The sequence below is a fragment of the Thioalkalivibrio versutus genome, from assembly GCF_001999325.1.
GTDB lineage: Bacteria > Pseudomonadota > Gammaproteobacteria > Ectothiorhodospirales > Ectothiorhodospiraceae > Thioalkalivibrio > Thioalkalivibrio versutus.
Map to the genome: position 1 here is coordinate 43,178 of NZ_MVAR01000026.1, position 26,056 is coordinate 69,233.

A 26,056-nucleotide genomic window follows, 5' to 3' on the forward strand; every position below is an offset into this window, starting at 1 on the left:
CCCGCGGGAGCGCCGAATCGAGCCCCTGAGTAATGTCCAAGAACGACCCCTTGCCCCTGGGTCCGGTGATGCTCGATGTCGCCGGTACCGAACTGACTCCCGAAGACCGTGAACGCCTGCGTCATCCCGCCACCGGCGGCGTGATCCTGTTCGCCCGCAACGTCGGCGCTCCGGAGCAGGTGAGCGCGCTGGTCGCCGCCATTCGCGCCGAGCGCCCCGGCATCCTGATTGCGGTGGACCAGGAGGGCGGGCGGGTGCAACGGCTGCGCGATGGCTTCACCGCCATCCCGCCGATGCGTCAGCTGGGCCATGTCCACGATTACGACCGCAACAAGGCCTGCGAGCTCGCGCATGCGACCGGCGAACTTCTCGGGCGCGAGCTACGCTCGGTGGACATCGACTTCAGCTTTACCCCCGTGCTGGATCGCGACCTCGACATCAGCGAGATCATCGGTGATCGTGCCTTCCATTATGACCCGGACGTGATCGCGCGCCTGGCCGGCGAGTTGATCCGGGGCCTGTCCGCGGCCGGCATGGCGGCCGTGGGCAAGCATTTCCCGGGTCACGGGGCTGTTGCCGCGGATTCGCACGTGGCCTTGCCGGTCGACGACCGTCCACTCTCCGAGATCGAGAATCAGGATCTGGAGGCATTTCGCCCGGTGCTTGGGGACCTCGAGGCCATCATGCCGGCCCACGTCGTATACCCACAGGTGGATGAACATCCCGCGGGCTTCTCGCGCGTCTGGCTGCAGGACATCCTGCGCCGCGAACTGCGCTACCGCGGGGCGATCCTCAGCGACGACCTCGCCATGGCTGGAGCGGAGGGCATTGGCGGGCCCGCCGAGCGCGCTGCGGCCGCACGTGCGGCCGGCTGCGACATGGTGCTGATTTGCAACCAGCCGGAACAAGCCGACATCATCCTTGCCGCCCAGGCGGATCAGCCGCTGCCACCTGAATCGCGGCGCCGACTGGAACGCTTGCGCGCGCGCCCAGTGGAGCTTGATCCACAGCGTCTCGTCGCATTGCGCGCGCAGTTGACGCACTGGATTCAAGCTAGCCAGATCGCCACGGCATAACCCCATGGAAAGGGCGCATTGGCACCCGCGTGCCGAGCCGCCTATAATGCGCCACCGGTTTGCAGTTGAGCAGCTAGTAATATTCACACTCACCACTGAAGTTGGAGATCCAAAATGGCCGATAAGCTCATGATCGTCATGGTCAACACCGACCCGAGCAACGCTTCCGAACTGGGTGCCCCGTTCTTCCAGGCCACCGTGGCTGCCGCCATGGAATACGACGTTGAAATCGTGATGACCGGCCGTGCTGGCGAGCTCGCCAAGAAGGGCGTTGCCGAGAACCTGTTCGTGCAGGAAGGCTCCAGCAAGAGCGTCTACGACTTCATGAAGGACGCCCACGAAGCCGGCGTCGTAATGAAGGTCTGCACCCCGACGCTGGATCTGTGGGGCAACGACCTGATTCCGGAGATCGAAGAAACCGTGGGCGGCGCCTACGTCATCTCCGAAGCGATGGACGACGACACGGTCACCTTTACCTACTAAGGTTATCGACGTTCGTTTTCAGCCGGCCGGCCCTTGTGCCGGCCGGTTGCGTTTCAGGGCTCCGAAAAGGCGAGGCCAACCTTGCCGAATCTTCGGCGCTCGGACATGATTTCCCCGCATCGACACCCTCAGGACATGCCATGAGCCCGGAACAGGCCCGAGCCACGCTGCGCGACGCCGACTGCCTCTTCAGCCGCGATGCCGTCGAGACGGCGATCGACCGCCTGGCGGAACGCACGGCCGCCTCGCTGAAGGACCGCAATCCGTTGGTCATGGGCGTAATGAACGGGGGTGTGGTGCTGATGGGCGGGTTGCTGACCCGCTGGTCGTTTCCCATGCAGGTCGATTACCTGCACGCCACGCGCTATCGCGGTGGCACGCGCGGCGGCGATCAGCTGCACTGGTTGGCACGTCCGCAGGCGTCGCTCAAGGACCGTACCGTCGTCGTCGTTGATGACATCCTCGACGGCGGGATCACCCTGGAGGGAATCAAGACGTTCTGCGAGGAGCAGGGTGCGGCGCAGGTGATCTCCATCGTCCTGGTGGACAAGCACAACCCGGAGCGGGACCCGGCGATCACCGTCGACTACGCCGCCCTGGAGGCCCCCAACCGCTACCTGTTCGGGTACGGTATGGATTATCAGGACTATCTGCGCAATGCGCCCGGCATCTTCGCCGTGGCCGACCAATAAACCACTGACGTCCGAGGCGCTCATGTCCACACCCCGTATCGCCGTCATCGGCGGCACCGGCCTGACCCAGCTGAAAGATCTGGAGATCACCCGGCGCCAGGTAATGCACACGCCGTATGGCGAACCCTCGGGGCCGCTGGTGTTCGGCCGCCTGAACGACACCGAGATCGTGTTTCTGCCACGGCACGGGGCCCGGCATACCATCCCGCCGCACGAGGTGAACTACCGCGCCAATATCTGGGCGCTTAAAAATGCCGGGATCGACAACGTGGTGGCCGTGGCTGCAGTCGGCGGGATTGGCGAAGAGATGAAGCCGGGTATGGTCGCGATCCCCGATCAGATCATCGATTACACCTGGTCACGGGCGAATACCTTCTTCGAGGGGAAAGACCTGGAAGAGGTCACCCACATCGACATGACCTGGCCCTATAGCGACAGCGTCCGCCAGACGCTGATCCGCGCGATTGACGACCTGAGTATCGAGGCCGTGGAGCACGGGACCTACGGGGCCACGCAGGGACCGCGCCTGGAGACGGCCGCGGAGATTGATCGCCTGGAACGCGACGGCTGCGATCTGGTGGGCATGACCGGCATGCCCGAGGCGGCACTGGCGCGTGAACTGGGGCTGAACTACGCCTGTTGTGCCGTAATCGCCAACTGGGCGGCCGGACGCGCCGAAGGCGAGATCACCATGAACGACATCGCCGCGAATCTTGATGTCGGCATGGCCCGGGTGAAACAGATCCTGACGCGCGTGATCAGCAGTCTTTCCTGACTCCAAGGCGTTAACAATCCGGAGTCCGGCCGGGGAGAGAACCCGCGCCGGGCTACCGCACGTGCATGGTCCAGGGACTCGCTAAGGCGACCAACACGGTCACTTATCCACGATTTAACATAATATGTATTATGCGACATTGAAGATGGGCGTGTCTCGAGCGGAATGACCGGGATGTTCCCGCCGAAGTCATGAACGCGGCCTGGCCTGCGCCAGGCCCAATCCCGTTCCCGTTTAGGCCTGATCCCGCACGTCAGGCGCGCACGGCCTTTTCGATCCCCTCGGTCATCACCTCGACGAGGAAGTCGATCTGTTCCTCGGTGATCACGTACGGCGGCATCAGATAGCTCACGTTCCCCAGTGGTCGCAACAGCGCACCGCGTGTCAGGCCGTGGCGATAGATGTGCAGTCCGCGACGTTCCTGCCACGGATACGGGGTGCGCCGGGACTTGTCCTGCACCAGTTCCACCGCTGCAATCATGCCGTGCTGACGCACGTCGGCGACATGCGGATGTTCCCGCAAGGATTCAAGTCGTTTCTCGATATGGGCGGCAAGTTCCCGGTTTCTCTCAAGAACGGGATCGGAATCGAAGATGTCCAGTGTGGCAAGTGCGGCCCTGCACGCGAGCGGATTCCCGGTATAGGAATGCGAATGCAGGAACATGTTGAGTTTTTCGTAATCGTCGTAAAACGCCTGGTAAATGGTATCTGTGGTCAACACGGCTGCCATGGGCAGATAGCCGGCGGTCAGGCCCTTGGACAGGCACATGAAATCGGGCGTGATTGGCCCCTGTTCGCAGGCGAACAGCGTGCCCGTGCGCCCGAAGCCGACTGCGATCTCGTCGGCGATCAGGTGGACGCCGTGACGGTCGCAGGCTTCGCGCAGTAGCCGCAGGTATTCAGGGTCGTACATGCGCATGTGGCCGGCGCACTGGACCAGGGGCTCCACGATGACCGCGGCGGCCTCATCGGCATGTTTCGCCAGCGCCTGTTCCATGTGGTCGAACTGGCGACGCGCCACATCGGCGCAGGTTTCGCCGTCTTCGCGGTCGAAACAATCCGGTGCCGGCACGGTGATGACGTCCAGCATCAGCGGTTCGTAGGTTGCGCTGTACAGCGGTACATCGCTCACGGACAAGGCGCCCAGGGTCTCGCCGTGGTAGCTGTTGGACAGGCGAATGAAGCGGGTCTTCTGCGGGCGATCGACGTTGCGCCAGTAGTGAAAGCTCATCTTCAGCGCGACCTCGACCCCGGCGCTGCCGTTGTCCGCCAGGAACACCCGGTCCAGGCCTTCGGGGGTGATGTCGATCAGGCGTTCGCACAACTCGACCACCGGCTCGTGGGTGCAGCCGGCGAGGATCACATGCTCCAGCCGGTCCAGCTGGTCCTTGACCGCATCACCGATGCGCGGGTTGGCGTGACCGAACAGGTTCACCCACCACGAACTGATGGCATCCAGATAGCGATTGCCGTCGAAATCGTACAGCCAGACACCCTCCCCCCGCTGGATCGGAAGCAGCGGGAGGGTCCCCTCCTCGCCGTAGTCCTTCATCTGGGTGCAGGGATGCCAGAGGGCGCGCAGGTCGCGGTTCTTGAGGGTGTTGTTATCCATAGGGCGCATTGTGCCAAACCCGTTCAACAAAGGCGGGCTCAATGAGCGGATTCCGCCCTCATCGTGGCCAGCTCGTTCTCGAAGAAGAAGCGATCTTCGCCGAAGGCGGGTTTGAGCTGATCGAGCCAGGTGGCCTGGTCATCGTAGCGCGCAAAAAACGGCCGCTGGACCCAGTCGGGGTTGCGTGCCTGGATGAAGCGCAGGACGAAGACCTTTTCACCTTGGATCTCGGCAACGCCCTGGATCTCCACCTTGCCGGGCTCGGCGCTCATTGAGGGGCCGCGGGCGGTGCGCCCGAGCCCCGAGACCTGTTTCATGGCTTCGCGGTAGATTTCCCAGGCGCGCGCCAGCGGGACCTCGAAGTACCGCCGTGCCCCGGTGTCGCGTTCGACAAACATGTAGTACGGGATGATCCCGAGGCGTACCTGTTCGCGCCACAGCTCGGCCCAGGCCTCGGCGTCGTCATTGATGTGCCGGAGCAAGGGCCCCTGGGCGCGAATTTCGGCGCCGGTGTCGCGCACACGGCGGATGGCCTCGTGGGCAATCGGGGTGCGCAGTTCATTCGGATGGTTGTAGTGCGCCATCAGGGCCACGTGCTTGCCCGCCTCGACCAGCCGTTCCAGTAGACGCAGCAGTTCGTCCGCATCCGAGTCGGTCACGAATCGGTAAGGCCAGAATGTCAGGGCCTTGGTGCCGATCCGTACGGTCTGTATGTGGGCCAGCTCCGGCTCCAGCAAGGCCTCAAGATAGGCCTTCAGGTGCTTGGTTTTCATTACCATCGGGTCGCCACCCGTCATCAGAAGGTCGCTGATCTCCGGATGGCCGCGCAGGTAGTCGTGCAGCAACGCGGCATCGGTGCTGGCGATGCGCAGCTCCTTGTCACCGACGAACTGGGCCCAGCGGAAGCAGAAGGTGCAATAACTGTGGCAGGTCTGGCCCTGGCCGGGGAAGAACAGCACGGTTTCACGGTACTTGTGCTGGAGGCCGTTGATGACCTCGCCCGCTTCCTCGCTCGGGCGGTTGAGCTCCATCTGCCCGGCTGGATGCGGGTTGAGCTCCTCGCGCAGCTCGCGCGCGAGGGCCTGGATCTCGGCCCGCCCTGCCCCTTGGCGATGCAGAACCGCCATACGTTCGAAGGCCTCGGGGGCCAGCATGTCCCGTTGCGGAAAGGTCAGCTGGAAGATTGGGTCGTCGGGAACCCGGCTCCAGTCGATCAGCTCCTCGATCACGTAGTCATTGACCCGGAACGGAAGAACGCTGGCAACGACCTGCATCTCGAAGCGTATGGCCTCGGGCAGGCTGGCCAAGGCCGGGATGCGTTCGATCGAGCGTTCATTAAAGACGCGGAACTCGCGCGGCTCGACCGCACCAAGCTGGGGATCACGATAGAACTGGACAACGGAATTCATCCGCGACTCCTGTGCCGACAAACTGAAATTGGAGTGCCTCGCCGCAGCGATGGGCGAGGATGCGCGTGTATCCCGGGACGTTCGGGGCGCTCAAGCTCTAGGAATACGGGATGACCATTCGCACGCGAACGGCGTCCGGAAGAGCTGCGAGTAAGATGCTGACCCGTGCCGCTGTCGATGGGCGGGGTAGCGGGACCTTCAGAAGCCGTTAAATTAACAACTTGAGCGCATTTTCACAACCAGTTCCCGGGCGCGGCTGATGCGCCGGGTGCGCAGGCGGGCTCCTTCGGCTGCGTCTCTCCGGGTGTTCTAAGCCTCGCCTGACTGGGTTACCCTTTGGCTCCCGCCAAGGAGGATCGCATGCACCCGGAGTTTCCACAGGAAGGGATCATCCACCTCAATCATGCCGCCGTGGGCCCCTGGCCCCGGCGCACCGAGGACGCGGTCTGCCGCTTCGCCCGGGAGAACGTGGCCCATGGCTCGCGTGACTACCTGCAGTGGCTGCAGCAAATCGACGCGACGCGGGAACTCGCACGGGCGTTGATCGGGGCGCCGTCCGCAGAGGACATTGCCTTCGTGAAGAACACGTCCGAGGCGCTGTCGATGGTGGCCTTCGGCCTGGACTGGCAGCCGGGCGACAATGTGGTGTTCCCGGCGCACGAGTTCCCGTCCAATCGTGTCGTCTGGCTGGCCGCCGCAGAGCGTTTCGGCATCGAGGCGCGCGAGGTCGCCATTGGCGAGGAACCGGAGCGCGACCTGCTGGCCGCATGTGATGCGCGGACCCGCCTGGTGGCCACCAGTGCTGTGCGCTACGACTCCGGGCTGCGGGTCGACATCCAGGCGCTGGGTGCGGAACTGCGCTCGCGGCGCATCCTGTTCTGTGTTGATGCGATCCAGCACCTGGGCGCCCTGCCCTTCGATGCCCCGGGTTGCCATGCCGACTTCGTGATGGCCGATGCCCACAAGTGGATGCTGGCGCCCGAGGGAATCGGGGTGTTCTACGTAAACCCGGAGATCCGCGAACGGCTGACGCTGCAGGAATATGGCTGGAACATGCTGGCGCATGCCGGCGATTTCTCGAACCCGGGGATCGAGCCCGCCACGAGTGCACGGCGTTTCGAACCGGGCAGTCCGAACATGCTCGGGATTCACGCCCTGCACGCCAGTCTCTCCCTTCTGCTGGAGGTCGGGCTGGACAGCATCGACCACGAGATCCGCGAGCACTGGCTACATTTGGAAGAAGGCCTGCGTGCGCACGGCTGCCAAATCCTGACACCGCGCGGCCGGCGTGCCGGCATCCTGACGTTCCGACCGCCGGTGGATGACCTGGAAGCGCTATACGCGAGGCTTCAGGGGCGCGGCATCCTGTGTGCCATGCGAGGCGGCGGGATCCGCTTTGCGCCCCACTTCTACCTGACGCGGGCGCAGATCGACCAGGCGCTGGAGTATCTGGGCGAGGCCATCCGAGAAGCCGGCGCGGCTACGGTACGCTGAGAGGTACGGCGGAGAACGGCCGGTGGTAACGCGCGTGGGAGCGCGCCCCAAGGGCGCGAGGCGTCGTCCGCAAGGACGTCTCTTCTAGAAGGTATGGGTCTTCCGGTCGGAGTTCAGCATGCCGCCCAGGTGTTCCTCAATGCGGCGGTGGGTCACACCCTTGTCCGACTTGTTGAACTGCACGCCGATGCCCCGCAGCCGGTTGCCCTGGGCGCGCGGTGGCGTAATCCAGACCACCGTGCAAGGGGTCGGAAGGCGATCCGAATCCTCCAGGAGTGACAGCAGCAGGAAGACCTGGTCTCCGAGCTTGTAGGCCTTGTCGGTCGGGATGAATAGACCGCCATTGGTCACGAACGGCATGTATGCCGCATACAGCGCGGGTTTTTCCTTGATTGCCAAGGTGAGCATGCCCTGCCCGGCCATAGACCCTCCGTGTGACCTGAAATCGTACTGGGTCTGGCAGTATCGCCCATCGCACCGATACCGCGCCACCCCGACTGTACTCGTGGCGTGTGACGCCTTACTGCTCGAGGAAGCTCAATGCGATGTCTTCCATGCGCAGCTGCGGGTTGAGCTGGCGCGAGGCCTGGCGTTGCCAGCCGAGCGCTTGATTCGAAAGTTCGGCCAGCCGCCGCGGTCCCATGCGGCGCGCGAAGTCCTCGAGTCGATCGCGCGGGAACTGCCGGCCAAACGCGTCCGGCTCGCCGTTCACGAGCAGGCGCTGGGCCGCAACCAGCAGGGCCTGGATTCGTGGGATCAGGGATTCCGGCAGGCTGCGTTGCATGGCACTGGCCATCGGTGTCACCCCGGGGCGCCGCAGTAGCAGGGTCAGGGCCTCGCGGTCCTGTTCCCAGCGCGCCATACGGTCGGGGTCGGTCAGGATCTCGCGGGCGGCCAGCGGACGCCCGAGACTGGCGGCATAGGCCTCGTCCACTGCCGCAGGGTCATCGGCGGCCCCGCGCAGCCAGTCCGTTGCTTCGGCAGGCCCCGGCGTGGCGATCTCGACCATCTGGCAGCGGCTGCGGATGGTCGCTGGCAGGCGCGCCGGCTGCGCTGCCTCGAGAATCAGCATGGCCCTGGGCGGGGGTTCCTCCAGGGTCTTCAGCAGCGCATTCGCCGCATTCGTGTTCAGGGCATCGGCCGGGCGGATGATCACGCTGCGCAGCCCGCCCGAACCGGATAGCGAGAGAAACTCGATCGCCTCGCGGGCCGCCGCGATCAGGATTTCCTTGCCCGCCTCCTCCGGCTCCAGCGTCATCACCTCGGGGTGTACACCACCAAGGAAGCTGCGACAGCCGTTGCATTCGCCGCACGGCGGCTCGGTGCCCGTCGCGCGCTGGCACAGTAGGGCCTGGACCAGCGCCCGCGTCAGCAGTGCCTTGCCAACGCCCGGAGCGCCATGAACCAGCAGACCGCTGGGCAGGCGCCCTTCGCGCCCGCGCCGCGCCAGCGCCTCCCACGGCTTTTGCAGCCAGGGCGGCAGGGTATCGTCGGTGACTGGCGCAGCCATGGCCCCCTTAACCCTCCAGCGCGTGCAACGGCAGGCGCTCGCGCACGCCCGCGAGGATGCGCTCGGCTACCGTGTCCGGGTCCGCGGATGCATCCACGACCAGATAGCGTCCCGGCGCTCGCTTGGCGCGTTCCCGATACGCCTGGCGTGCGCGCTCGAAGAAGTCCAGCGCCTCGCGTTCGATGCGGTCTCGCCGGCCGCGCTGGACGGCTCGATCGAGCCCGGTCTGTGGGTCGATGTCCAGCAGGATTACCAGATCCGGGCGGAGATCGCCCTGCAGCCAGTCCTCCAGCTGCGCGACCCGCTGGGAGCCGAGTCCCCGCCCAGCCCCCTGGTAGGCAAACGAGGCATCGGTAAAGCGGTCGCTAAGCACCCAATCGCCGGCCTGCAGAGCCGGCCGAATCACCTCGTGCAGGTGCTGGGCCCGCGCGGCGAACATCAGCAGCAGCTCGGACTCGGCACACATGCCCGGCAGATCGGGGTCCAGCAGCAGGCCGCGCAGGCGTTCGCCGAGGGCGGTCCCGCCCGGCTCCCGGGTGTTGCGCACCGGGTGTCCGGCAGCGCGCAGCGCGGTGTCCAGACGCTCGATCTGGGTGGTCTTGCCCGAGCCCTCGATGCCTTCGAGGACCAGGAAGTGGCCGGGATGGGGCGAGCGTTCCATGTGCAGGGCGTCTCCAGTTACCGGTTGCGTATGCCGTAGCGGCTGCCATCCCCGCCCAGCTGGTAGCGGATCACGGCCTCGCGATGTTCACGATAGGTCTCGGAGAAATGATGACTGCCGTCGCCGCGCGAGACGAAGAACAGGTCATTGGTTGCGGCCGGACGTGCCGCCGCCTGCAAGGCCGCGCGCCCCGGCAGGGCGATGGGCGTTGGCGGGAGCCCGGCACGGGTATAGGTGTTGTAGGGATGATCGCGGTCCAGTTCGGCGCGCGTCAGGCGTTGTACGCCGGGTTCCTGCGCGTACAGCAGGGTGGGATCGGTCTGCAGGCGCATGCCGCGCTTGAGCCGATTCACGAACACCCCGGCCACCCGGTCACGCTCGTCCCCGCGCCCGGTCTCGCGTTCGATGATGGAGGCAAGGATCAGCAGCTCATAGGGGGAATTCACCGGGTGGTCCTCGATTCGGTCCTCCCAGGCGCGGTCCAGGTGCAGGCGCATCGCCTGGTGGGCGCGTTGCAGCACCGTCAGGGCCTCGGTTCCGGAGCCGAAGAAATAGGTGTCCGGAAGAAACCATCCCTCCGGGTGTGCCAGGTCCTCGAGCCCCAGTGCCTCCAGCAGGTTGTCGACCCCGACCGATTCGGCGGGCCCGATGAGTTCCGGGTGCTCGCGCAGCGCGGCCAGCGCCTGGCGGATGGTCCAGCCCTCCGGGAACGTGAGGCGATGCTGTACCACCTCGCCGCGAGCCATCGCATGGATCAGTTCGCGCGGGGTCATGCCCGGCGTCACGGCGTATTCTCCTGCCTGGAGACGCGGTGCAATGCCCTGACGCCGTCCATAGGCCTCGAGCACCCAGGCAGAATCCACCCAGCCGCGTTCGGCAAAGGTCCTGCTCACCGAACGCAACCCCTGCCCCGGTTCCAACTGAAAGCGTTCCGAGGCGTCCAGCGCCATCGGCGTATCCAGCTGCGCCTGGTAGTGTTCGCTAAGCCACCAGGCGGCGCCCAGGGCCAGAACGACCAGGAGCGCCAGGACAGCGAGGCTAATCCGCTTCATGCAATGCAATTCCCATTGAATACAGCGGATCATCCTGCCACGCAGGCCCCCGCTTGTCCCCTTCGGACAGCACGGCCGGGGTCATCCCGATACGCGCGTTGCTGACATAGAGCGCATCGGCGCGCCCGATACGCGCGCGCTCCGGATACGCCTCGATCACCTCGAACCCGAACCGTTCGGCATGCTCGAGGACCCAGGCGCGTCGCGTACCGGCGATCCCGGACTGATCCACCGGCGGGGTGAGCAAGGTACACCCTTCGCGCAGCCAGAGATTCCCCTGCGTGGCGCTGACCACGCGCCCCAGCGCATCGTGGAGGATTGCCTCGTCCCAGCCCGGTTGCCAGCTGCGCCGGGCCATCACGTGCTCCAGGCGACTGGTGTGCTTGAGACCCGCGAGCGCCGGGTTTACGCCGATCGGCACTGCGGCCCAACCCAGGCTCAGGGGTTCGCGTTCAGTGGGGGCGGTGTCGTCCAGCGCCGGACCGGCACTGACGATCCGAGTCAGTGCCGGTGCCGCGGGCGGCGCGTAGCCCCTTGGCCCCTCACCCCGGGTCACCGTCAGGCGCACCATGCAGGCTGGCAGGGTCGCCACTCGGGCAATCTCGTCCAGCACCTCGGTCTCGCCGAGTTGCGGAAACCCGAGGTGCTCCAGCCCGCGCGTCAGGCGGGCCCAGTGGTAGGGCCATAGCTGTGGTCGGCCCTGTCGCACCCGTAGCGTCTCGAACAGGCCGTCGCCCAGGAGTAGCCCGCGATCCAATGGCGATACCCGCCCCTCGCGCTCGCCGTTCACCAGGATCATGGGCTCTTCTCCCCCGCCCCCTGCAGCGCCTCCAGCAGGCCGCGTGCCTTGTGCCGGGTCTCCTCCAGCTCGCGCTCGGGATCGGAGTCCGCGACGATGCCGGCTCCCGCCCGAAAACGCAGTTCGTTCCCCCGAACGACGAGGGTCCGGATCAGGATATTGGTATCCATGCGGCCGTGGCGGCTGACGTACCCGCAGCCGCCGGTGTAGGCCCCACGCGGGGCCTGTTGTTCCAGTTCCTGGATGATCTGCATGCTGCGGATCTTCGGGCAGCCGGTGATGGTGCCGCCCGGAAAGACCGCGCGCAGGATGTCGGCCGTGGTGGTGCCCGGGCGCAGGCGCCCGACAATGCTGGAGACGATGTGATGCACCCGGCGATAGCTCTCGATGGTCATCAGCTCCGCCACGCGCACGCTACCGATCTCGGCCACGCGCCCGACATCATTGCGTTCCAGATCCACGAGCATGACATGCTCGGCGCGTTCCTTGATGTTGAACGTCAACTCACTGAAAAGACGCCGGTCTTCTTCCGCATCCGGATCGCGGCGACGCGTCCCCGCAATCGGCCGGGTCTCGACCATGGCGTTTTCCACCGACACCAGCCGTTCAGGCGAGGAACTGATCACGTGAGCGCCGGGGAGTTGCAGCCATGCGGCAAACGGCGCGGCATTGGCCTCGCGCAAGCGGGTGTACAGCCCCGCCGGATCCAGCGGCTGCGTGGCGGTGGCACGCCATTCGCGGGACAGATTGACCTGAAAGGTGTCGCCGGCCCGGATGTACTCGAGACCCTTCATCACTGCGTCGCGATAGCGCTGGGCGTCCTCCTCCTGAAGGGCCAGGGCGGGCAGCGGCTCGGATGCGGGACTCGGCTGGCCCCGGACTGTCGCGCAGTCCGACTCCACCCGCTCCAAACGCGCGTAATCGCCTGCCTCGTCGACGAACCAGGTCGTCCCCTCGTGGTGATCGTGGACCAGTGCCGCCGGAAAATAGGTCACCAGTGCATCCGGAAGCCAGGGGTCGGATCGGCAGTCACCCAGGGCCGGCTCCATGCGCCAGGCCAGTTCGTAGCCGGCGTACAGGAACCATCCCCCGAGGAACGGGAGATGGGCATATGCGGCGTCTTCGGGGTCGAGTGGTGGTGTGCTCGAGAGATCCTGGTCCAGCACGCCAAGCACGTCTTCCCCGGCCGCACTGGACAACGTGCGGCCGGGGAAGGCGAACAGGATGGAAAAACGAGCGGGAGCCTGCCCGATCAGGGCCGACTCCAGCAGGTGGGGATAGCGCTCTGGGAATCGCCGCGCCAGGGCCGCGAAGTCGACCCCGGCGGCCAGTTCATGGACCGCCATGGCGGCGCCGCAACGTCAAATGCTGCGGAACACCAGGGTGCCGTTGGTGCCCCCGAAACCGAAGGAGTTCGACAGGCCGACCTTGGTCTTCATCTCGCGTGCCTCGTTGGCCACGTAGTTCAGGTCGCACCCTTCGCTCGGGTTATCCAGGTTGATGGTCGGCGGTGACACCTGATCGCGCAGCGCCAGGGCGGTAAACACACCCTCGATCCCGCCGGCGGCACCCAGCAGGTGGCCGGTCATCGACTTGGTGGAGTTGACCATGAGCTTGTAGGCATGATCGCCGAAGGCCTTCTTCAGGCCCTGGGTCTCCGCCAGGTCACCCGCGGGGGTCGAGGTTCCGTGAGCATTGATGTACCCAACCTCTTCCGGATTCACACCGGCATCTTTCAAGGCACGATGCATGCACTTGGCGGCACCGGAACCATCCTGGACCGGCTGCGTCATGTGGTGCGCATCCGCATTCCAGGCGAAGCCGGCCACTTCGCAGTAGATGTGGGCCCCGCGGGCCTTCGCGTGCTCGTACTCCTCGAGCATCATCACACCGGCGCCATCGCTCAGCACAAAGCCATCGCGATCCTTGTCCCAGGGACGCGAGGCGCGCTCGGGATCATCATTGCGAGTGGACAGCGCGCGGGCGGCAGCAAAGCCGCCAATGCCCAGTGGCGTGGTGGCCATCTCGGCCCCGCCGGCGACCATGGCATCGGCGTCGCCATAAGCGATCATGCGAGCGGCGTCGCCGATATTGTGGGTGCCAGTGGCGCACGCCGAGACGATGGAGATATTCGGGCCCTGCAGGTTGCGCATGATGGACAGATTCCCCGCCACCATGTTGATGATCGCACTGGGCACGAAGAATGGGGAGATCTTGCGCGCCCCGCCCTTCAGATACGCGCCGTAGGAACGTTCGATATAGGGCAGCCCGCCGATGCCGGAGCCAATGGCCACCCCGATCCGCTCGGCGTTCTCCTCGGTGACTTCCAGCCCGGAGTCATCCAGGGCCTGAAGCCCCGCCGCGATCCCGTAAAGGACGAAGGTATCCATCTTCTTCTGGTCTTTCGGCGGGACGTAGTCATTGGCCTCGAAGTCCCGGACCGCGCCGGAAATCTTCACCGGCATGTCCGAGGCATCGAAGACATCGATGGGGGAAATGCCGCTCTTGCCGGCCTTGATGTTGCTCCAGGCCTTGTCGATAGTGGATCCGACCGGGGAGACGATCCCCAGTCCGGTAATCACGACACGTCGCTTAGCCAATGTGTTCTCCTCGAAAGACTGAAATTACGCGCTCAGCGCAACGACGAAGGGCCGCCCTGCGCGCAGGAAGGCCCGTTCGCGTCGTCCTGATCGGCGCCCGGAGGCGTCGAATCAGTCCTTCATGTGCTCGTTGATGTAATCGATCGCCTGCTGCACGGTGGTGATCTTTTCCGCCTGCTCGTCGGGGATTTCGGTTTCGAATTCCTCCTCGAGCGCCATGACGAGTTCCACCGTGTCCAGCGAATCCGCACCCAGGTCGTCGACGAAGCCGGCCGCGTTGGTCACGTCCTCTTCCTTGACACCCAGCTGCTCGACAACGATTTTCTTGACGCGTTCTTCAATGCTACTCATGGTTCAGAAATCCCCTTCAGTGTGAGGCGGCTTCGTTGAAAGGTCCGCCATTCTAGAGAAAAGCCCCGCCGCGATCTAGCGATCCGCGCAGCGGGCCGTGCGGGCGGCCTGCAGCCGACCCGTCGTGATCAGTGCATGAACATCCCGCCGTTCACATGCAGGGTCTCGCCGGTGATGTATCCGGCCTCCTCGGAGGCCAGGAAACCGACGGCCGCGGCGATCTCTTCCGGCGCCCCCAGGCGCCCCAGCGGAATCTGTCCGAGCAGGGCCTGTTTGGTGTCATCGCCCAGTTCCCGGGTCATGTCGGTATCGATGAAACCCGGTGCGACCGTGTTCACGGTGATACTGCGGCTGCCGACCTCGCGCGCCAGGGAGCGGGCAAATCCCGCAAGGCCGGCTTTTGCGGCGGCGTAGTTGGTCTGGCCGGCGTTTCCGGTGGAGCCCACGACCGAACCCACCAGGATGATGCGGCCGCGGCGCAGTTTCATCATGCCTTTCAGCAGGCGCTGTGTCAGGCGCACGGCAGCGGACAGGTTGGTGTCGAGGACCGCGTCCCATTCCGCGTCCTTCATGCGCATGAACAGGTTGTCGCGGGTAATGCCGGCATTGTTGACCAGCACCTCGATCGGACCCTCCTGTTCCTGGATCGCCTGCAGGCCGGTCGCGACGGAGTCCGCGTCGGTAACGTCCATCGCAATGCCGCGCCCGCCCCATTGCTTCAGGGTTTCGGTGATCCGCTCGGCGCCGGACGCACTGGTCGCGGTACCCACCACCTGCAGGCCCTGCTCCGCCAGACGGCGGGCAATGGCCGCGCCAATTCCGCGGCTTGCACCGGTTACAAGGGCTACACGTTTGCTGTCGGACATGGTTGTGCCTTTACTTCAAATGAGAGGAAGCCGCCGTCGCGATCGGTCGATCAGCCTGCGGCCAGACGTTCGAGCGTGACCTTCAGGGTATCGCGGTCGGCGACATCGAACAGCTCCAGTTCGCGGTCGATGCGTTTGGCAAGACCGGTCAGGACGCGTCCCGGCCCGCATTCAACCTGAACCGCCACGCCCTGCCCGCGCAAGCCGCGAATGGTCTCGACCCAGCGCACCGGGCGATACAGCTGCGCGGCCAGATTTTCCTTGATGGCCGCGGCGGCATCGGTCGGCGCGGCAGTCACATTCTGCCAGACCGGGATTGTGGGGGACTGAAAGCTGGTGCCGTCCAGGGCCGCCTGCAGGCGTTCCGCGGCCGGGCGCATTAGTGCGCAATGCGACGGGACCGAGACCGGCAGCTTCAGAGCGCGCTTCGCACCAGCATCCTTGGCGGCGCTTACGGCCCGATCCACCGCAGTGGCATTGCCCGCAATCACGACCTGCCCCGGCGCGTTCAGATTGACCGCCTCCAGGATCTCGCCTCCGGCATGCTCGAGGCAAAGCGCGTGTACCGCGGCATCGTCGAGCCCAAGGATGGCCGCCATCGCGCCTTCACCTTCCGGCACCGCAGCCTGCATGGCCCGGGCGCGCTCGGCGACCAGGCGTACTGCATCCGGGAAGCGCAGGACGCCGGCGGCGACCAGGGCGCTGTACTCGCCCAGGCTGTGGCCCGCGACGGCCTGCGGGCGGGCGTCCGTTTGTTCGGTCAGGAGGCGCCAAGTGGCGACCCCGGCAGCCAGCATCACCGGTTGTGTCCACTCGGTCTGGTTGAGTTGTTCCACCGGACCATGCTGGCAAAGGCTCCAGAGATCCGCGTCGAGGCAATCCGACGCTTCCTGAAAGGTGTCGCGGACAATGGCGTGGTCATCGCCCAGATCGGCCAGCATGCCGGCGGACTGGGACCCTTGCCCCGGAAATACGGCGGCCCAAGAAGTTGTCATTCGTTACAGATCTCGCGCGTGAAAGCGCGCGTAGTGTAGGCGGTCACGTACACCCCGGCAAACCCCGCCCCATCCGCAGGGACCGGTTCTGGTCCGTCGCCGGGGGGTGCAATGTCCCCCCGAAAGCCGCCACGTGACTTGTGTTCCGCCGGTGCATCCGGATAATGTCGCACCTTGATTCAATACGAGAGGGACCGTATGGCGAAGGAAGACGAAATCGAGCTGGAGGGCACTGTAGTCGAAACGCTCCCCAACACCACCTTCCGGGTGGAGCTCGAAAACGGGCACACGATCACGGCGCACATCTCCGGAAAAATGCGCAAGCATTACATCCGGATCCTGCGCGGTGACAAGGTGATCGTGCAGATGACGCCCTATGACCTGACCAAGGGTCGTATCGTCTACCGCAACAAGTAAATTCCCTCTCCAACGAAGAAGCCCCGGCCGGACCGGGGCTTCTTCGTTTGCGGGCCCTCCCGGGGGCCCGGTAACGCCGGATCGGCGAGCCGCGTCAGGACGGCACCGCGGTTTCCTGGATGTCCAGCTCCAGACCAGCCTCGCCCAATCGGACCACCACTTCGCCACCGTGGGCCAGTCGCCCGAACAGCAGCTCGTCGGCCAGCGGCTTTTTGATGTACTCCTGCAACGTACGCGCCATCGGGCGCGCGCCCATCTTGACATCGTAGCCGTGCTCGGCCAGCCAGGCACGCGCCTCCGGCTCGACCGTCATATGCACCTTCTTCTCGTCGAGCTGGGCTTGCAGCTGGATCAGGAACTTGTCGACCACGCTGAGGATGGTGGCCTCGTCCAGCGGCCCGAACTGAATGGTGGCATCCAGGCGGTTGCGGAACTCCGGCGTGAACGTGCGCTTGATCGCTTCCATCGCATCGCTGGAATGATCCTGCTTGGTAAAGCCCACCGATGGACGGCTGGCCTGCTCGGCCCCCGCGTTGGTGGTCATCACCAGGATCACGTTGCGGAAGTCGACCTCGCGCCCATTGGCATCGGTCAGCGTGCCGTGATCCATCACCTGCAGCAGCACATTGAACACGTCCGGGTGGGCCTTCTCGATCTCGTCCAGCAGCAGCACCGAATGCGGATGCTTGAGGATGGCATCGGTCAGCAACCCTCCCTGTTCGTAGCCCACATAGCCCGGCGGCGCCCCGATCAGGCGCGATACGGTATGCCGCTCCATATACTCGGACATGTCGAAGCGGGCCAGATGGATGCCCATCTGCTGCGCCAGTTGGCGCGTGACCTCCGTCTTGCCGACACCGGTCGGCCCGGCAAACAGGAACGAGCCGATCGGCTTGTCCATGTCGCCCAGCCCGGAGCGGGCCATCTTGATCGCGGTGGATAACGTCCCGATGGCCTCGTCCTGTCCAAAGACGGTCATCTTCAGGTTGCGATCGAGGTGGCGCAGGGTCTCCTTGTCGGAACTGGAGACGGACTTCGGCGGGATGCGCGCGATCTTGGCCACGATCGTCTCGATGTCCTGTACGCCGATGGTCTTTTTGCGCTGGCTGACCGGCTGCAACTGCCGGCTGGCCCCGGCCTCGTCGATCAGGTCGATGGCCTTGTCCGGCAGGAAACGGTCGGTGATGTAGCGATCGGCCAGTTCCGCTGCCGCGCGCAGGGCCGGCTTGGTGAAGCGCACGTTGTGGTGCGTCTCGAAGCGGGACTTCAGGCCGCGCAGGATCTGCTCGGTCTCGTCCACCGTCGGCTCCGGCACCTCGATCTTCTGGAAGCGCCGCGCCAGGGCCCGGTCCTTCTCGAAGATGCCGCGATATTCCTGATAGGTGGTGGATCCGATGCACTTCAGTTCGCCCGAGGCGAGCATCGGCTTGATCAGGTTGGAGGCGTCCATCACCCCGCCGGAGGCCGCGCCGGCCCCGATGATGGTATGGATTTCGTCGATGAACAGCACCGCGCCCGGCTCTTTCTTGAGCTGGGCGAGCACGCCTTTCAGACGCTTCTCGAAGTCACCGCGGTACTTTGTGCCGGCGACCAGCGCGCCCAGATCCAGCGAATAGACGGTGGCAGACGCGATCGCGTCCGGTACCTGTTCATCGACGATGCGGCGCGCCAGACCCTCGGCGATCGCGGTCTTGCCCACGCCGGCCTCGCCCACCAGCAATGGGTTGTTCTTGCGGCGGCGGCAGAGGATCTGGATGGTGCGTTCGATTTCGTGATCGCGCCCGATCAGCGGGTCGATCTCGTCCTTGCGCGCCTTGTCGTTCAGGTTGGCGGCGTAGAGCTGCAGCGCGTTGGTCTTTTCTTCGCGCTCACCCTCCACCGGCTCAGCCTGGGACTCGCCCGGGTTGGGCTGGGCCCCGAGTTCGTCTTCGCCGACCTTGGAGATGCCGTGGGAGATGAAATTCACGACGTCCAGACGCGAGATGTTCTGCTGACCCAGCACGTACAGGGCCTGGCTGTCCTGCTCTCCAAACAGGGCCACCAGCACGTTGGCGCCGGAGACCTCCTTGCGCCCGCTGGATTGCACATGGAATACCGCCCGCTGCAGCACTCGCTGGAAGCCCAGGGTTGGCTGGGTCTCGCGCGAATCGCTCGGCGGGATGCGCGGCGTGTTTTCGTCAATATAGGCCGCAAGCTCGTCGCGGATGCGATCGAGATCGCCCCCGCAGGCCCGCAGCACCGTGGCAGCGCTGGGGTTTTGCGCCAGCGCCATCAGCAGATGCTCAACCGTCACGAACTCGTGACGCTTTTCGCGGGCCTCCTTGAAGACCATGTTCAGGCTGAATTCGAGTTCCTTGTCGAGCATGGGAGTCAGACCTCCTCCATCGAGCAAAGCAGTGGGTGCTGATGACTGCGGGCATAGTCGTTCACCTGCGCCACCTTGGTCTCGGCCACATCCCGGGTAAAGATGCCGCATACGCCTTTGCCACGCGTATGCACGTGCAACATGACCCGGGTGGCCTTCTCGCGATCCATGCTGAAGAAGGTCTCCAGTACTTCGATCACGAACTCCATCGGCGTGAAATCGTCGTTGAGCAACACCACCTTGTACTGTCGCGGTGGCTTGAGCTCCGGCCTCGATTCTTCGACCGTTACCGAGTCGTCTCGATCGGGGGATTGGGGCTTGTCATTACTCATCGGTCGAAATTACGCCTTCAGCGGTTACTCGTTTGTTAGTCGTCATCCTCGATTGGTTCCGGGTTCAGGCCAAGTGCCCTTACGGACACTCCGACCACCCGACCCTCACATGTGCTTGATCATCGCCTCGCCGAAGGCCGAGCAGTCGATCGGCTCGACGCCATCCATCTGCCGCGCAAAGTCGTAGGTGACCTCGCCGGCACTGATCGCTCCACCCATGCCCTTGACCACCAGGTCTGCCGCTTCCGACCAGCCCAGGTGCCGCAGCATCATCTCGGCAGACAGGATCAGCGACCCCGGGTTCACCTTGTCCTGACCGGCATACTTGGGCGCCGTGCCGTGCGTGGCCTCGAACATCGCCGTGCTGTCGGACAGGTTCGCCCCCGGCGCGATGCCGATACCACCCACCTGGGCCGCGAGGGCGTCGGAGATGTAGTCGCCGTTCAGGTTCAGGGTCGCGATCACCGAGTAGTCCTCCGGGCGCAGCAGGATCTGCTGCAGGAAGGCGTCGGCGATCACATCCTTGATCACGATGTCACGCCCGGTCTTCGGGTTCTTGAAGGTCTGCCACGGACCGCCGTCCAGATCCTTCGCGCCGAATTCCTCGCGTGCCAGCTCGTAGCCCCAGGCCTTGAAGGAACCTTCGGTGAATTTCATGATGTTGCCCTTGTGCACCAGAGTCACCGACGGGCGATCGTTATCGATCGCGTATTCGATGGCCTTGCGCACCAGGCGCTTGGTGCCTTCGCTGGAGACCGGCTTCACACCGATCCCGGCGGTCTCCGGGAAGCGGATCTGGGTGACACCCATCTCGTCCTGCAGGAAGTCGATGACCTTCTTGACCTCCGGGGTCCCCGACTCGAACTCGATCCCGGCGTAGATGTCCTCGGAGTTCTCGCGAAAGATCACCATGTCGGTCTTCTCCGGCTCCTTCAGCGGGCTCGGGGTGCCGTCGTAATAGCGCACCGGGCGCAGACAGACATACAGATCCAGCTTCTGACGCAGGGCCACATTCAGGGAGCGGAAGCCGCCACCGACCGGGGTGGTCAGCGGACCCTTGATCGACACGCGATAGTCCTTCACCGCCTCCAGGGTCTCGTCAGGCAGCCCGGAGTCGTCATCGTAGACCTGCGTCGCCTTCTCGCCGGCGTAAACCTCCATCCACTCGATGGCCTTCTTGCCGCCGTAGGCCTTTTCCACCGCCGCATCGGTCACCCGGCGCATCACCGGGGTGATGTCCACACCGATCCCGTCACCTTCGATGTAGGGGATCACCGGATGATCCGGCACCTGCAGCTTCCCCTGGTCGTCGACGGTGATGCGTTCGCCCTTCTCCGGGACCTGAATGTGCTGATAGGCCATGCCAACTCCTTGTGCGGATCTCGTAGATGAATCGTTAATCACGTATGACCTGATTATACATGCCGGGCCGGGTTTTCCGGTGACCGAACCAGTGCGCGATTGCGCGTTCCCGTATGGCAGCCCGACCGGCAGCCTGCGTTATCATCCGTGGCATGACCGACCGCCTCCCCTGTCATATCACCGTGGCCGCCGTAATCGAGCGCGAGGGCCGTTTCCTGTTCGTCGAGGAGACCGACGCCGGCCGCCGGGTGCTGAACCAGCCCGCAGGCCACCTGGATGCCGGCGAGGACCTGATCGGGGCCGTGATCCGCGAGGTCCGCGAGGAAACCTGCCTGGAATTCGTGCCCGAGGCGGCCCTCGGCTGCGACTTGCTGCAAGTGGCCAGCGGCGCCGTGATCCTGCGCGTGACCTTCTGCGGCCCGGTGACACCGGTTCAATCCCCTGCCCCCCGCGACCCGGCGATTCATGCCCTGCACTGGCTGGCGCCCGAACAGGCCGAGGGCGACTGGCCGTTGCGCAGTCTGCTGGTGATGCGCAGCATCCGCCGGTATCAGGATGGCTTGCGTCTGCCGCTTGCGGCGGTGGGCGATCTGGTTCGGGCGCCGGGCGCATGATGCGCGGCGAGCGCGTCATCGTCGGATTGTCCGGTGGGGTCGATTCCGCTGTCGCGGCCAGCCGCCTGCTGGAGGCCGGCTATCGCGTCGAAGGCCTGTTCATGAAGAACTGGGAAGATGACGACGACGCCGAGTACTGCGCCGCCGAGGCCGACTATGCCATGGCCCGTGAGGTGGCGGACTGCCTGGAAATCCCGCTGCACAAGGCGAACTTTTCCGAGGACTACCGCCAGCGCGTTTTCGCGCAATTCCTGCATGAGTACGAGGCCGGACGCACCCCGAACCCCGACATCCTCTGCAACCGCGAGATCAAGTTCCGCTCGTTCCTCGATCATGCCCGGGATCTCGGGGCGCGCTGGATTGCCACCGGTCACTACGCCCGGGTGCGCCATCACGCGCACTACAGTGAGCTGTGCCAGGCGGCCGATGCCAACAAGGACCAGACCTACTTTCTGCATACCCTGACCCAGGAGCAACTGCGCCCCGCCCTGTTCCCGCTCGGAGACATTCCCAAGCATCAGGTCCGCGAACGCGCCCGGGAACTGGGTCTGCCGAACCATGCGCGCAAGGATTCCACCGGGATCTGCTTCATTGGCGAGCGACGCTTCCGTGACTTCCTCGCCCAGTACCTGAAAGCGCCCGAGGGAGCGATGCGCACCCCGGAAGGCCAGGTGGTCGGTCGCCACCAGGGTCTGATGTTCTACACCCTCGGTCAGCGCCAGGGCCTGGGGATCGGCGGGGTCGACGGCTTTGCCGAAGCCCCGTGGTATGTCGTCGACAAGGACCTGGACAGCAACACCCTGGTGGTCGCCCAGGATCCGCAGCACCCGCTATTGATGAGCCCGTCACTGACGACCGAGGTGGTGCACTGGATCCACGATGTACCGGTCCCCGGTGAGCCGCTGCAGGCCCGGTTACGCCATCGCCAGCCCTTGCAGGAATGCCGGGTGCAGGCGCTGGACGCGGCCGGCGCCACCGTGGTCTTCGACACACCCCAACGCGCGGCGACGCCGGGGCAGTCCATCGCCTTCTACCGTGGCGATGTCTGCCTGGGCGGGGCGGTGATTGCCACACGAACCACGAATGCGCCGTGAGTCTGCCAGGCCACTTCCGGTATAGTGGCCGCTGCCCGGCGACCCGACTCCGACCCACCCAAGGAACCGACTGGTTTGGACCGCTCCGATCACAACCGCACCCTGGCGCTGGCCGCCCTCTTCCAGTGCGCGAGCCTGGTCAAGGATCTGGCCTGGCGCGGGAGCTGCGACGACTACGAATTCGAGGTCCTGGTCGGGAGCCTGTTCGCCTTCGACGCGGACACCCCGGAAGCGGTCTATCGCGAGGCGGTCAGCCTGCGCAGTGGCCTGGAGCGTATCGAGAGCCAGCTGCAAAATGGCAGCAAGCCGCCGGACATGGAGATCACCCGCTACGCCATCGGGCTGATCTTCCTCGAGCGCAAGCTGCAAAGGCGCGACGACATGCTGCAGAAGCTGACCGACGGCCTGCAGGGCGCCCAGCGCCAGATCGACTACTTCCACATTACCCACGAAAGCGTGATTGCCCGGCTGGCCGAGATCTACAAGGAGACCATCTCCGAGCTCGGCCCGCGCATCATCGTGCAGGGCGAACAGAACAACCTCTCCAATCCCGACACCGCCGCGCGCATCCGTGCGTTGCTGCTGGCCGGGATCCGCGCGGCGGTCCTCTGGCGCCAGGCCGGTGGATCGCGCTGGAAATTGCTTTTCGGCCGCAAGCGGCTGATTCGCGAAGCGCATGACATCCTCAATCGACTCAATACCTGAACGCGGAAGACGCACATGAGCCACGCTGACCCCAAGAACACCCGGACCCTCACCGCTGGCGGCCGCGAATGCCGCTACGTGCCGATCACCGACGACGCCCGGGCGACCGACCTGCCGTTTGCGCTGAAGGTGCTGCTGGAAAACCTGCTGCGCTTCGAGGACGAGCGCACGGTGCGCCGCGCCGACATCGAGGCCTTGCTGGACTGGGATCCGAAGGCCGAACCGACCCAGGAGATCGCGTTCCGTCCGGCGCGCGTGCTGCTGCAGGACTTCACCGGCGTGCCGGCGGTCGTCGACCTCGCCGCGATGCGCGATGCGATGGAGGCCCTGGGCGGCGATCCGAAAAAGATCACCCCGCTGCAGCCAGCCGAGCTGGTCATCGACCACTCCGTGCAGGTGGACGCCCACGGCAACGCCAACGCGATGAACCTGAACGCGGAGCTCGAATACTCGCGTAACCGCGAGCGCTACAGCTTCCTCAAGTGGGGCCAGCAGGCGTTCGACACCTTCAAGGTGGTGCCGCCGGACACCGGCATCGTCCACCAGGTAAACCTCGAGTACCTGGCGCGCACGGTGTTCGTGGACGAGCAGGCCGAGGGTGGCTGCATGGCCTACCCCGACACCCTGGTCGGGACCGATTCCCACACCACCATGATCAACGGCTTGGGCGTGCTCGGCTGGGGCGTGGGCGGCATCGAGGCCGAGGCCGCAATGCTCGGCCAGCCGATCTCCATGCTGATCCCGCAGGTCGTGGGCTTCCGTCTGACCGGCAAGCTGGCCGAGGGCGCGACCGCGACCGACCTGGTGCTGGTGATCGTCGAGACGTTGCGCAAGAAGGGCGTGGTCGGCAAGTTCGTCGAGTTCTTCGGCGACGGCCTGGCCGATCTGCCGCTGGCCGATCGCGCCACCATCGCCAACATGGCGCCGGAATATGGCGCCACCTGCGGCATCTTCCCGATCGATGACGAGACCCTGACCTACCTCCGCCTGACCGGGCGCGACGCCCAGCACATCGAGTTCATCGAGGCCTACGCGAAGGCCCAGGGCCTGTGGCGCAACGACAACGCCCCGATCGCCCGCTACAGCGACATGTTCGAACTGGATCTGTCCACCGTGGAGCCGAGCCTGGCCGGGCCCAAGCGCCCACAGGACCGCATCCCGCTGAGCCAGGCCGGCGCGACCATCAGCCGTCACCTCGACACCATGCTGAAGGAGCGCGCCAGCGGCGCCGACGAGCCGGACGACGCCGAGCGCTTCGCGGCCGAGGGCGGGCACACCGCGGTGGGCGTGGAGCATCAGGCGGAGGAGCCCCACCACACCGCCATCGAGATGGACGGCGAGACCTTCACCCTGGATCACGGCGACATCGTGATCGCGGCGATCACCTCCTGCACCAACACCTCCAACCCGTCGGTGATGCTGGGCGCAGGCCTGGTCGCGCGCAAGGCGCGCGAGGCCGGGCTGCAAGTGAAGCCCTGGGTCAAGACCTCCCTGGCCCCCGGATCCCGCGTGGTAACCGATTACCTGGAGAAGTCCGGGCTGTTGACCGATCTGGAGTTTCTCGGTTTCCACGTGGTGGGCTATGGCTGCACCACGTGCATCGGCAACTCCGGCCCGCTGCCGGAGCCCATCTCCGAGGCCATCATCAAGGACGACCTGATCGTCAGTTCGGTGCTCTCTGGCAACCGCAACTTCGAGGGGCGGATCCACTCCGAGGTGCAAATGAACTTCCTGGCCTCGCCGCCGTTGGTGGTCGCCTACGCCCTGGCCGGACGCAGCAACATCGACCTGTACAGCGACCCGATCGGGGAGAATGAACAGGGCGAGCCGGTCTACCTGAAGGATATCTGGCCGACCACGCAAGAAGTGCGCGAGGCGGTCGCCAGCCACGTCGGCGCCAGCAGCTTTACCAGCGCCTATGGTGACCTCTATTCCGGCGAGGAACGCTGGCGCAACCTGGAGGCCCCGCAGGGTCAGCGCTTCGACTGGCAGGAGGATTCCACCTACGTGCGCAACCCGCCCTACTTCGAGGGCATGAGCATGACGCCTACGCCCTGGACCGATGTCCAGGGCGCGCGCGTCCTCGCGCTGCTGGGCGACTCGGTCACCACCGACCACATCTCCCCGGCCGGCTCCATCGCCAAGGACAGCCCGGCCGGTCGCTACCTGGAGTCCCAGGGCGTGAAGCCGGCCGACTTCAACTCCTATGGCTCTCGTCGCGGGAACCATGAAGTGATGATGCGCGGGACCTTCGCCAACGTGCGCCTGCGCAATCTGCTGGCGCCCGGGACCCAGGGGGGCGTGACTCAGCACCTGCCGGATGGCGAGCAGATGTCGATCTACGACGCGGCGATGCAGTACCAGGCAGAGGACACCCCGCTGATCGTTATCGCCGGACAGGAATATGGGACCGGCTCTTCGCGCGACTGGGCCGCCAAGGGCACCCTGCTGCTGGGCGTCAAGGCGGTCATCGTCGAGACCTTCGAGCGTATCCACCGTTCCAACCTGGTGGGGATGGGCGTACTGCCGCTGCAGTTCCTGCCCGGCGAGAACGCGGCCAGCCACGAACTGACCGGGCGCGAGACCTACAGCATTACCGGCGTGGAGAACGGCGAGTCGCGCGAGGCCACGGTCACTGCCGTGGCCGATGATGGCCACCGCAAGACCTTTGCCGTGCGTGTGCGGCTGGATACCCCGCAGGAGGTGGATTACTTCCGCCACGGCGGCATCCTGCCCTACGTGTTGCGCCAGCTCGCGGCTTCCGCATAAGGTTTGGCCATGGGACGGCGGGT

General features: G+C 65.3%; 25 protein-coding genes. 10 read left to right on the forward strand and 15 right to left on the reverse strand.

What is annotated here, in order from left to right; all coding sequences use genetic code 11:
- Positions 1-32: 32 nt before the first annotated feature.
- The 4 genes from nagZ to B0684_RS10090 all read left to right on the forward strand — a co-directional run bounded on the left by nagZ (position 33) and on the right by B0684_RS10090 (position 3,026).
- Positions 33-1,076 carry a beta-N-acetylhexosaminidase gene (nagZ, locus tag B0684_RS10075; protein WP_018650142.1) on the forward strand — a complete coding sequence of 348 codons (1,044 nt, stop codon included), beginning with the start codon at positions 33-35 and terminating at the stop codon, positions 1,074-1,076.
- A gap of 114 nt (positions 1,077-1,190) precedes the next feature.
- Positions 1,191-1,559, forward strand: coding sequence for a DsrE family protein (locus B0684_RS10080; protein WP_018145688.1), 369 nt, complete (start codon positions 1,191-1,193; stop codon positions 1,557-1,559).
- Between the two features lie 140 nt (positions 1,560-1,699).
- Positions 1,700-2,251 carry a hypoxanthine-guanine phosphoribosyltransferase gene (locus tag B0684_RS10085; protein ID WP_018169770.1) on the forward strand — a complete coding sequence of 184 codons (552 nt, stop codon included), beginning with the start codon at positions 1,700-1,702 and terminating at the stop codon, positions 2,249-2,251.
- A 22-nt stretch (positions 2,252-2,273) separates the two neighbouring features.
- Entirely contained in the window at positions 2,274-3,026 is a 753-nt protein-coding gene (locus B0684_RS10090) for an S-methyl-5'-thioinosine phosphorylase (RefSeq protein ID WP_018169771.1), read from the forward strand.
- A 253-nt stretch (positions 3,027-3,279) separates the two neighbouring features.
- Here the strand turns inward: B0684_RS10090 and B0684_RS10095 are convergent, their stop codons facing one another.
- Both B0684_RS10095 and B0684_RS10100 read right to left on the reverse strand, forming a co-directional pair.
- Positions 3,280-4,638: an adenosylmethionine--8-amino-7-oxononanoate transaminase gene (locus tag B0684_RS10095; RefSeq protein WP_018169772.1), complete on the reverse strand. Its 1,359-nt coding sequence runs from the start codon at positions 4,636-4,638 to the stop codon at positions 3,280-3,282.
- A gap of 38 nt (positions 4,639-4,676) precedes the next feature.
- Positions 4,677-6,047, reverse strand: a complete 1,371-nt coding sequence (locus tag B0684_RS10100; protein WP_018650141.1) for a KamA family radical SAM protein — start codon at positions 6,045-6,047, stop codon at positions 4,677-4,679.
- 360 nt (positions 6,048-6,407) lie between these two features.
- Between B0684_RS10100 and B0684_RS10105 the strand changes: the two genes are divergently transcribed.
- Positions 6,408-7,541 (forward strand): aminotransferase class V-fold PLP-dependent enzyme, encoded by a 1,134-nt coding sequence (locus B0684_RS10105; RefSeq protein WP_018650140.1) that lies wholly within the window; start codon positions 6,408-6,410, stop codon positions 7,539-7,541.
- 84 nt (positions 7,542-7,625) lie between these two features.
- On the opposite strand, the gene B0684_RS10110 is transcribed toward B0684_RS10105, so the two are convergent.
- The 10 genes from B0684_RS10110 to fabD form a co-directional block, all read right to left on the reverse strand.
- Entirely contained in the window at positions 7,626-7,964 is a 339-nt protein-coding gene (locus tag B0684_RS10110) for a PilZ domain-containing protein (RefSeq protein WP_017941553.1), read from the reverse strand.
- Between the two features lie 97 nt (positions 7,965-8,061).
- Positions 8,062-9,051, reverse strand: a complete 990-nt coding sequence (locus B0684_RS10115; protein ID WP_018169775.1) for a DNA polymerase III subunit — start codon at positions 9,049-9,051, stop codon at positions 8,062-8,064.
- Between the two features lie 7 nt (positions 9,052-9,058).
- Positions 9,059-9,712 (reverse strand): dTMP kinase, encoded by a 654-nt coding sequence (tmk, locus tag B0684_RS10120; protein ID WP_018169776.1) that lies wholly within the window; start codon positions 9,710-9,712, stop codon positions 9,059-9,061.
- Between the two features lie 17 nt (positions 9,713-9,729).
- Positions 9,730-10,764: an endolytic transglycosylase MltG gene (gene mltG / locus B0684_RS10125; protein WP_018169777.1), complete on the reverse strand. Its 1,035-nt coding sequence runs from the start codon at positions 10,762-10,764 to the stop codon at positions 9,730-9,732.
- A complete protein-coding gene (locus B0684_RS10130; protein WP_018650139.1) occupies positions 10,751-11,563 on the reverse strand; it encodes an aminotransferase class IV in 813 nt (270 codons plus the stop codon). Before B0684_RS10130 ends, mltG begins: the two co-directional genes overlap by 14 nt.
- Entirely contained in the window at positions 11,560-12,909 is a 1,350-nt protein-coding gene (locus B0684_RS10135; protein WP_018169779.1) for an aminodeoxychorismate synthase component I, read from the reverse strand. Before B0684_RS10135 ends, B0684_RS10130 begins: the two co-directional genes overlap by 4 nt.
- Positions 12,910-12,924: 15 nt before the next feature.
- Positions 12,925-14,145, reverse strand: a complete 1,221-nt coding sequence (gene fabF, locus B0684_RS10140; protein WP_018145677.1) for a beta-ketoacyl-ACP synthase II — start codon at positions 14,143-14,145, stop codon at positions 12,925-12,927.
- 129 nt (positions 14,146-14,274) lie between these two features.
- Complete coding sequence (gene acpP, locus B0684_RS10145; RefSeq protein WP_018145676.1) at positions 14,275-14,514, reverse strand: acyl carrier protein; 240 nt, start codon at positions 14,512-14,514, stop codon at positions 14,275-14,277.
- Positions 14,515-14,642: 128 nt separating this feature from the next.
- Positions 14,643-15,380, reverse strand: a complete 738-nt coding sequence (gene fabG / locus B0684_RS10150; RefSeq protein WP_018169780.1) for a 3-oxoacyl-ACP reductase FabG — start codon at positions 15,378-15,380, stop codon at positions 14,643-14,645.
- Between the two features lie 50 nt (positions 15,381-15,430).
- Positions 15,431-16,375, reverse strand: a complete 945-nt coding sequence (fabD, locus tag B0684_RS10155; RefSeq protein ID WP_077277021.1) for an ACP S-malonyltransferase — start codon at positions 16,373-16,375, stop codon at positions 15,431-15,433.
- A 198-nt stretch (positions 16,376-16,573) separates the two neighbouring features.
- Here fabD and infA point away from each other — a divergent pair, with 198 nt between their 5' ends.
- The gene (gene infA / locus B0684_RS10160) at positions 16,574-16,792 is read left to right on the forward strand and encodes a translation initiation factor IF-1 (RefSeq protein WP_012982660.1); all 219 of its coding nucleotides are present in this window, start codon (positions 16,574-16,576) and stop codon (positions 16,790-16,792) included.
- A gap of 94 nt (positions 16,793-16,886) precedes the next feature.
- On the opposite strand, the gene clpA is transcribed toward infA, so the two are convergent.
- The 3 genes from clpA to icd form a co-directional block, all read right to left on the reverse strand.
- A complete protein-coding gene (clpA, locus tag B0684_RS10165; RefSeq protein WP_018169782.1) occupies positions 16,887-19,157 on the reverse strand; it encodes an ATP-dependent Clp protease ATP-binding subunit ClpA in 2,271 nt (756 codons plus the stop codon).
- A 5-nt stretch (positions 19,158-19,162) separates the two neighbouring features.
- Entirely contained in the window at positions 19,163-19,489 is a 327-nt protein-coding gene (gene clpS / locus B0684_RS10170; RefSeq protein ID WP_018650138.1) for an ATP-dependent Clp protease adapter ClpS, read from the reverse strand.
- A gap of 105 nt (positions 19,490-19,594) precedes the next feature.
- A complete protein-coding gene (gene icd / locus B0684_RS10175; RefSeq protein ID WP_018169784.1) occupies positions 19,595-20,851 on the reverse strand; it encodes an NADP-dependent isocitrate dehydrogenase in 1,257 nt (418 codons plus the stop codon).
- 152 nt (positions 20,852-21,003) lie between these two features.
- On the opposite strand from icd, the gene B0684_RS10180 reads away from it, so the two are divergent.
- The 4 genes from B0684_RS10180 to acnA all read left to right on the forward strand — a co-directional run bounded on the left by B0684_RS10180 (position 21,004) and on the right by acnA (position 26,033).
- On the forward strand, positions 21,004-21,465 hold the full coding sequence (locus B0684_RS10180) for an NUDIX domain-containing protein (RefSeq protein ID WP_018169785.1): 462 nt from the start codon (positions 21,004-21,006) through the stop codon (positions 21,463-21,465).
- Positions 21,462-22,559: a tRNA 2-thiouridine(34) synthase MnmA gene (gene mnmA / locus B0684_RS10185; protein ID WP_018176791.1), complete on the forward strand. Its 1,098-nt coding sequence runs from the start codon at positions 21,462-21,464 to the stop codon at positions 22,557-22,559. Before B0684_RS10180 ends, mnmA begins: the two co-directional genes overlap by 4 nt.
- 75 nt (positions 22,560-22,634) lie before the next feature.
- Entirely contained in the window at positions 22,635-23,264 is a 630-nt protein-coding gene (hflD, locus tag B0684_RS10190) for a high frequency lysogenization protein HflD (RefSeq protein WP_018169787.1), read from the forward strand.
- A gap of 15 nt (positions 23,265-23,279) precedes the next feature.
- Positions 23,280-26,033, forward strand: a complete 2,754-nt coding sequence (gene acnA / locus B0684_RS10195) for an aconitate hydratase AcnA (protein WP_018176790.1) — start codon at positions 23,280-23,282, stop codon at positions 26,031-26,033.
- Positions 26,034-26,056 lie beyond the last annotated feature (23 nt).

Excerpts from the sequence above, each read along its gene's own strand:
- nagZ (WP_018650142.1), top strand. The coding sequence starts at position 33 with ATGTCCAAGAACGACCCCTTGCCCCTGGGTCCGGTGATGCTCGATGTC.
- B0684_RS10080 (WP_018145688.1), top strand. The coding sequence starts at position 1,191 with ATGGCCGATAAGCTCATGATCGTCATGGTCAACACCGACCCGAGCAAC.
- B0684_RS10085 (WP_018169770.1), top strand. The coding sequence starts at position 1,700 with ATGAGCCCGGAACAGGCCCGAGCCACGCTGCGCGACGCCGACTGCCTC.
- B0684_RS10090 (WP_018169771.1), top strand. The coding sequence starts at position 2,274 with ATGTCCACACCCCGTATCGCCGTCATCGGCGGCACCGGCCTGACCCAG.
- B0684_RS10095 (WP_018169772.1), bottom strand. The coding sequence starts at position 4,638 with ATGGATAACAACACCCTCAAGAACCGCGACCTGCGCGCCCTCTGGCAT.
- B0684_RS10100 (WP_018650141.1), bottom strand. The coding sequence starts at position 6,047 with ATGAATTCCGTTGTCCAGTTCTATCGTGATCCCCAGCTTGGTGCGGTC.
- B0684_RS10105 (WP_018650140.1), top strand. The coding sequence starts at position 6,408 with ATGCACCCGGAGTTTCCACAGGAAGGGATCATCCACCTCAATCATGCC.
- B0684_RS10110 (WP_017941553.1), bottom strand. The coding sequence starts at position 7,964 with ATGGCCGGGCAGGGCATGCTCACCTTGGCAATCAAGGAAAAACCCGCG.
- B0684_RS10115 (WP_018169775.1), bottom strand. The coding sequence starts at position 9,051 with ATGGCTGCGCCAGTCACCGACGATACCCTGCCGCCCTGGCTGCAAAAG.
- tmk (WP_018169776.1), bottom strand. The coding sequence starts at position 9,712 with ATGGAACGCTCGCCCCATCCCGGCCACTTCCTGGTCCTCGAAGGCATC.
- mltG (WP_018169777.1), bottom strand. The coding sequence starts at position 10,764 with ATGAAGCGGATTAGCCTCGCTGTCCTGGCGCTCCTGGTCGTTCTGGCC.
- B0684_RS10130 (WP_018650139.1), bottom strand. The coding sequence starts at position 11,563 with ATGATCCTGGTGAACGGCGAGCGCGAGGGGCGGGTATCGCCATTGGAT.
- B0684_RS10135 (WP_018169779.1), bottom strand. The coding sequence starts at position 12,909 with ATGGCGGTCCATGAACTGGCCGCCGGGGTCGACTTCGCGGCCCTGGCG.
- acpP (WP_018145676.1), bottom strand. The coding sequence starts at position 14,514 with ATGAGTAGCATTGAAGAACGCGTCAAGAAAATCGTTGTCGAGCAGCTG.
- fabG (WP_018169780.1), bottom strand. The coding sequence starts at position 15,380 with ATGTCCGACAGCAAACGTGTAGCCCTTGTAACCGGTGCAAGCCGCGGA.
- fabD (WP_077277021.1), bottom strand. The coding sequence starts at position 16,375 with ATGACAACTTCTTGGGCCGCCGTATTTCCGGGGCAAGGGTCCCAGTCC.
- infA (WP_012982660.1), top strand. The coding sequence starts at position 16,574 with ATGGCGAAGGAAGACGAAATCGAGCTGGAGGGCACTGTAGTCGAAACG.
- clpA (WP_018169782.1), bottom strand. The coding sequence starts at position 19,157 with ATGCTCGACAAGGAACTCGAATTCAGCCTGAACATGGTCTTCAAGGAG.
- clpS (WP_018650138.1), bottom strand. The coding sequence starts at position 19,489 with ATGAGTAATGACAAGCCCCAATCCCCCGATCGAGACGACTCGGTAACG.
- icd (WP_018169784.1), bottom strand. The coding sequence starts at position 20,851 with ATGGCCTATCAGCACATTCAGGTCCCGGAGAAGGGCGAACGCATCACC.
- B0684_RS10180 (WP_018169785.1), top strand. The coding sequence starts at position 21,004 with ATGACCGACCGCCTCCCCTGTCATATCACCGTGGCCGCCGTAATCGAG.
- mnmA (WP_018176791.1), top strand. The coding sequence starts at position 21,462 with ATGATGCGCGGCGAGCGCGTCATCGTCGGATTGTCCGGTGGGGTCGAT.
- acnA (WP_018176790.1), top strand. The coding sequence starts at position 23,280 with ATGAGCCACGCTGACCCCAAGAACACCCGGACCCTCACCGCTGGCGGC.